1 protein-coding gene is annotated in these 1,131 nt (G+C 60.4%); it reads right to left on the bottom strand.

Annotated features, from left to right (window positions below):
- Positions 1–47 precede the first annotated feature (47 nt).
- On the bottom strand, positions 48–1,131 hold a 1,084-nt coding region (locus tag Q4P78_RS09180), incomplete at its 5' end, for a cell wall metabolism sensor histidine kinase WalK (protein WP_303340066.1).

The following is a 1,131-nucleotide window of genomic DNA, read 5'->3' as shown; positions in this document are numbered from 1 at the left end:
GGCGGGCATCCCTATGGATGCCCGCCGTATCAAAAGAAGCAGCGCCGTTAGTGCCCACCCGCCCCCTTCTGCACGCTCAGCCGAGCCTGCGCAGGTGCCGCACTCGCCAACGGCAAACGCACCATGAACTCGGTGCGGCCTGGCCTGGATTTAACCGAGATCGTGCCGCCATGCACACGCACAATCGCCTGCACAATCGAGAGCCCCAGCCCCGTGGTGCCATCCGAACCGGAACGTGCCTTATCGGCGCGCGCGAAACGGTCAAAAATCTTATCCACAAACTGCGGGTCAATCCCCGGCCCGTTATCCACCACGGTCATTAGGGCGTGGCTGCGATCCGCCGAAACCCGCAACCCGGCAATCACAGTGGTGCCGTCATCCGTGTGTTTGCGGGCGTTTGAAAGCAGGTTCAGAATCACCTGCTGCAGCTGGGAGCGGTCAGCAATCATCTCAACCGGCTCATCCGGCACATCCAGCCGCCACACGTGAGTGCGGGCCGCTGCCTGCATATCGGAAAGGCACTCAATCAGCAGCTCCGTCAGGTCAATCAGCTCAAACTGCGGCTCACGCCCCTCATCCAAACGTGCCAGCAGCAGCAGGTCTTCAACAAGGCGCGACATGCGCACCGTCTGCGAGTCAATACGTGCCAGCGACGACTGCCCATTCTCACTCATTGCCTCTGTCCAGCGCATCATATCTGAGTAGCCTTTAATGGCAGCCAGGGGTGTGCGAAGCTCATGGGAGGCATCCGCAATAAAGGCGCGAATCTGCTGTTCGGTGCGTTCACGCACCTCAAGGGCCGAACTCACATTATCGAGCAGCTGGTTCAGGGCGTACCCGACCGCACCCACCTCGGTTCTGGGGTCGGCGTCTTTGGGCATGACCTTCACCTGCTGGGAGATGGTGTGTTCACCCAGGTTTAGGTTCGCCACGTCGGTGGCAACCGCCGAAACACGCTCCAGCGGGCGCATGGTGCGGCGAATAATATATGAGCCAAGCATCCCGGCCAGCACCATAACGGCCACGGATCCGATCACCATGACAGTGATGGTGGCGGCTAAGGTCTGGTGCATATCGCCCATGGGTACACCAACCAGCAGGTTTCCCGAGCCTGGCTTACCTTTTGAGACC

This window comes from Rothia sp. (in: high G+C Gram-positive bacteria), assembly GCF_030540545.1.
Lineage (GTDB): Bacteria > Actinomycetota > Actinomycetes > Actinomycetales > Micrococcaceae > Rothia.
This window is presented reverse-complemented; position numbering and strand designations above follow the sequence as displayed.